The organism is Streptomyces murinus, from assembly GCF_002154555.1.
Classification (GTDB): domain Bacteria; phylum Actinomycetota; class Actinomycetes; order Streptomycetales; family Streptomycetaceae; genus Streptomyces; species Streptomyces murinus.
The window spans coordinates 1-4,623 of record NZ_MUNF01000065.1 but is presented as its reverse complement, the minus strand read 5'-3'; the positions used below and the strand labels follow the sequence as shown (position 1 = coordinate 4,623).

4 protein-coding genes are annotated in these 4,623 nt (G+C 75.6%); all 4 read right to left on the bottom strand.

Going from position 1 to position 4,623, the window contains the following annotated elements:
• Positions 1–582, bottom strand: a 582-nt coding sequence (locus CCN72_RS05195; protein WP_086806518.1) for a class I SAM-dependent methyltransferase, incomplete at its 3' end; no start/stop codon positions are given.
• An 89-nt stretch (positions 583–671) separates the two neighbouring features.
• Positions 672–2,243 (bottom strand): class I adenylate-forming enzyme family protein, encoded by a 1,572-nt coding sequence (locus CCN72_RS05190; RefSeq protein WP_244174132.1) that lies wholly within the window; start codon positions 2,241–2,243, stop codon positions 672–674.
• A complete protein-coding gene (locus CCN72_RS05185; RefSeq protein ID WP_086806516.1) occupies positions 2,230–3,600 on the bottom strand; it encodes a protoporphyrinogen/coproporphyrinogen oxidase in 1,371 nt (456 codons plus the stop codon). Before CCN72_RS05185 ends, CCN72_RS05190 begins: the two co-directional genes overlap by 14 nt.
• Positions 3,597–4,571 carry a UbiA family prenyltransferase gene (locus CCN72_RS05180; protein ID WP_086806515.1) on the bottom strand — a complete coding sequence of 325 codons (975 nt, stop codon included), beginning with the start codon at positions 4,569–4,571 and terminating at the stop codon, positions 3,597–3,599. The genes CCN72_RS05185 and CCN72_RS05180 overlap by 4 nt, the downstream gene beginning before the upstream one ends.
• Positions 4,572–4,623 lie beyond the last annotated feature (52 nt).

The following is a 4,623-nucleotide window of genomic DNA, read 5'->3' as shown; positions in this document are numbered from 1 at the left end:
CAGTCCGGCCGCGCGCAGGGCCCCGGGCACGGCGCGTCCCCAGTGCGGGTCGCCGCCCGCGGCGCGCATCGCGGCCGACTTGGCCCGCAGGAAGCGGAGGTACAGTTCCTCGGCCGCCGCGTCCGGGGTCAGCAGCGGGGGCTCGTAGGAGGCGTCGATCTCGTCGATCTGGAGCAGTCCGCCGGGCCGCAGGGCGCGTACGAGCCGGGGCAGGACGGCGGCGCGGGTGGGCACGTGCTGGAGCACCAGGCGCGCCACGATCAGGTCGTAGGCCGCCTCGGGCAGCGGATCGCGGGCCACGTCGAGGGCGGCGACCGCCAGCTGCGGGCCGGGGACGAGGTCGCGGGGGTCGCGGTCGGTGGCGAGCACCGAGCCGCCCGGTGCGACCCGCTCCGCCAGCCAGCGGGCGATGCTGCCGCCGCCCGCGCCGATCTCCAGGCAGTGCCAGCCCGGGCCGACCCCGGCGGCGGCAAGGCGGGGCAGGGTCACCGGGTCGTAGGCGGCCTCCAGACAGCGGTGCTGGTCGCGGCTGTGCGCGGTGCCGTTGCCGAAGACCGCGCGGGCCGGGGCCGGCGGTGCCATGCGGGGGTTCCTTTCATCGAGGGGGCCGGCCGGTCACAACGCGGCCGCGGGGAGGGTGAGTTGACGCAGGAGGCCGAAGGTGCCGTCCGTCAGGTCCAGCGGCCGGTGCCCGCGAGCCCGGTGCCGGTGAGGCGGTGCGCCAGGGCGGCGCGGCGGACCTTGCCGGTGCCGGTGCGGGGCACATCGTCCCAGGTGAGGACGGCCGGTTCACGCAGTGCCGGTAGGCCGTTCGTGGCCTCTTTCCAGGCGCCCGGGTCGAGCCGGCCGTCGGCGGTGATCACGACGGGCAGCGGTTCGCCGTCGCCGGCGCCGAGGATGACGCATTCCAGGGCCTGGGGCAGCCGTTCCTCCAGGAGGTCCTCGGTCCGCAGGCAGCTCAGGCCGGGCATGCTGTCGACCTCGCGGTCCAGGACGCTGACGCTGCCGTCGCGGTGGTGCACGCCGATGTCGCCCGTGGACCACCAGTCGCCGACGCGTTTGGCGTCCCAGCGTTCGTCCTCGGTGAGGTAGCCGAGGGCGAGGGCGGCGGTGCGCACCAGGAGCAGTCCGGGGCGGCCGCGCGGCACCGGGCGCAGGGTGTCCGGGTCGACCGCGCGCAGCCGGGTCCGGCCCGGCACCGGGCGGCCGAGGCGGCGCGCCGTGGTCTCCGCGTCCGGGGCGAGCGTGCCGCGCCGGGTGTGGAAGCGGAAGGTCAGCGGGCCGGTCTCGGTCTGGCCCCACCCTTGCATCCACAGCGGACGGCGGTGCCGGGTCGCGGTCAGGTAGGCGCGCAGGGCGGGCGGGTGGACGGCGTCGTAGGTGCTGATGTAGAGGCGGACGCGCCGGAAGGGGTTGTCCAGGCGGGTGGTGAGCGGGCGCATCCGCACATAGGTGGCGGGCAGTGCCTCGACCACGGTGGGCGGGTGGGCGCGCAGCAGCGGGTCGGCGGTGTCGGGGTCGTCGCCGGTGAGCAGGACGACCTCGGCGGGCGGGGTGGACAGGATCACCGCCGTCCAGCAGAAGGTGCGGCCGTGGGCGTACGCGCTGGCGTTGAGCAGGACGTCGTCCCGGCGGATGCCGATGCCCGGGTAGCGCACCGCCTCGAAGCGGGCGAGTTTGTGCACGAGGGTGCGGGTGGAGTGGACGACCAGCTTGGGTACCCCGGTCGTGCCGGAGGTGTGGTGGATGACCAGGGGGTCGTCGTCGGACCGCCGTACCGGTGGGCGGGTCCGGCCGGCGTCCAGGGCGGCGAGGTGGACGGCGCCGGGCACCTCGGCGTCGAGGGTGACGCGGACCGGTGGGCTCGCGGCCCGGCAGCGGTCGAGCAGCGCTGAGGTGGTGACGAGCGCGGCCGGGCGCAGCCGCTCCAGCAGGGTGCGCAGGGTCTCCGGCTCCAGCCGGGCGGACAGCAGCGCGGGGACGGCGCCGGCGCGGACGGCGGCGCAGGCGAGCAGGTCGTAGTCCCAGTGGTTGTCCTTGACGATCGCCACCCGGTCCCCGGGCCGCACTCCGGCGGCGGCCAGCCGGGCGGCGGTCACCCGGACGAGGTCGGCGAGTTCCGGGACGCTCCAGCGGGTTCCGGCGTCCGGGGCGATGTCGAGGGGCCGGTCGAGATGGAACACGGTGCGGGCGCCGGCCGCCGCGGCCTCGTCGAACAGGGTGCCCATGTCATGCGGTCGCAACGGACTTCTCCAGTCGGTCGGGGCCGGCCGGGCGGGGTCGGCCGAGCCTGCTCAGGACGCGGGACGCGGCGAGCGCGCCCGCGCGGACGGCGCCCTCGGACGCGGGACGGAGCATCACCCAGTCACCGGCGTACTCCACCGCGCGCACCGGCCGGTCCAGGAAGGCGGCGCGTTCGGCGAGGGCCGCCGGGGTCGCTTCGGGCAGGCCGTGGCGGAAGGTGTGCGCGAAGTGGTGGCGGCGGGCGGCGCCGATGCCGGGGACGTAGCGTTCGGCCGCGTGGACCAGCAGGTCGGCGGCGTCGTCCGGGTCGGCGTCCAGGAGTTCGGGAACCTGGCGCGGGGCGGCCACGAGGGTGATCAGGCCACGGCCTTCGGGGGCGCGGGCGGGGTCCTTGGCGTGGTCCACGACGACGCCGGAGAGCACTTGTTCCTCGGCGGCCGGGGTGAGCAGGATGTGTACCGGGCGCCGCGCGGCCGGGGCGAGCGGGCGGTCCAGCAGGCAGCTGACCTTCAGCATCGGGGTGAAGGTGCAGGCGGTGAGGAACGGCCGTTCGTCGGCGGGGACTTCGGGGTGCAGGGCCACCGCGACGGGTGCGGGTACGGCGAGCACCGCGGCCCGCGCCCTGACCTCGCCGTCGTCGCAGCGCAGGACGGCGTGCCCGCCCGCGTCGACCACCTCGCGCACGGTGCGCCCGGTGACGACCTCGGTGTCGGCGGCGAGCCGGCGGGCGAGGAAGTCCATGCCCTCGCGGTAGGTGCGCCAGCTGCTCGGGGCACCGGCCTCCAGCAGCAGGCTGACCAGCGGGGCGGCGGCCGAGCGGCCGGTGTCCCAGCCGAAGAAGCAGCCCGCGACCGGCTGGAAGAGGTAGTCGTGCAGGTCGCGGTGGTAGCGCGTGGTCGCCTCGCGGACGGTGGTGGCGCCGAGCGGGGTGCGTTCGGGGCGGTCGCCGTCGAAGCGGGCGGCGCGGCGGCCGGACCAGGCGGAGAAGGCGGCCAGATCGCGGCGGGCGCGGGCGGACAGTCCGGCGCCGGTGAGTACGGCCGTGCGCTCCCCCGCGCCGGGGCGGGCGCGGCCGCCGCGCCAGACGGCCACCCCGCCGCCGACCCGGGGCACATCGGCGGGGGTGACGCCGAGGCGGCGCAGCAGTTCCCAGGTGGCGCGGTAGCCGCGGGAGGCGACCTGTTCGGCACCGGTGTCCATGGTCCAGCCCTGGTGGCGCAGGCTGCGCATCCGGCCGCCCACGTCCGGGAGTTGCTCGTAGACGCGGACGGAGAGTCCGGCGCGGCGCAGTTCATGGGCGGCGGTCAGTCCGGCGATGCCCGCGCCGACGACGGCGACGTCCAGTTCGGGTGTCATCGGGTGGCCCCCCAGCCGACGAGGATGTTGGCCGCGGTCATCAGGACCACGCCGAGCCGGTGCACGGTGAAGCCGGTCCTGCGGGCGGTCATGATGTCGCCGCGGACGAACCCGGTCAGGTACTGCCGGGTGCGCAGCGCGGTCGCGGGGAGCATCAGCAGCACGAACCACCAGGGGGCCGTGCCGGTGGCCGAGGCGAGCGCGCCGATGAGGAACTCGGCGGCCGACAGCACCCCGATGAAGACGGCGTTGCCCCGCTCGGAGACCAGCGCGGCCACGGTGGGACGGCCCACGGCCCGGTCGCCCTCGACGTCGTTGGTGTTGGAGTAGACCCCGAACATCAGCGGACCGAACCCGAACAGCACCGCCTGCACCATCAGAAAGCCGGCGAACTCCCCCGTCAGCAGCCCGTAGGGGACGATCACCAGCACGGCGCCGAGGGCGACCAGGAACGCCTCCTGGAAACCGTGATAGCTGATCTTCAGACCGTACGAGTACTGGAGTGACACCACGAACAGGGCGCCCGCGGCGACGAGCGCCCACAGCGGGCGGTGCGGGGCGAGCGCGGAGGCGGCCGTCCACAGCAGGGCGCCCGCCACCGCGCAGGTCCAGGCGAAGCGCAGCGCCTGGGGCACCGTCAGGGCTCCGGCGACCAGCGGCTTGCGTGCCTTGCTGCGCAGGGGGTTGTCGGGGCCGTAGTTGGCGAGGTCGCTGCCGTCGCGGAACCCGGTGACGTCGTCCAGGGCGACCATCGCCATCAGGACGGCGATCTCGCCGACCAGGAACAGCGCCAGTACCAGTGCCTTGCGGGCGGTGAAGGCGTCGAGCGGGAACAGGGCGGCGGCCAGGGCGAGGAAGATGCCGAGGTAGTAGTCGTACACGTCCAGCTTGCCGAGCCGCGCGTAGCTGCGCAGCCTGCTGGGAGCGTGGGTGGCGGCCGTGGGACGGCCGGCCACGATGCTGTCGGTCATGGGGCCTTTTCAGGTCGGTCTGTGGGAGGGGTGGTCGGCGCCCCAGGGGGTG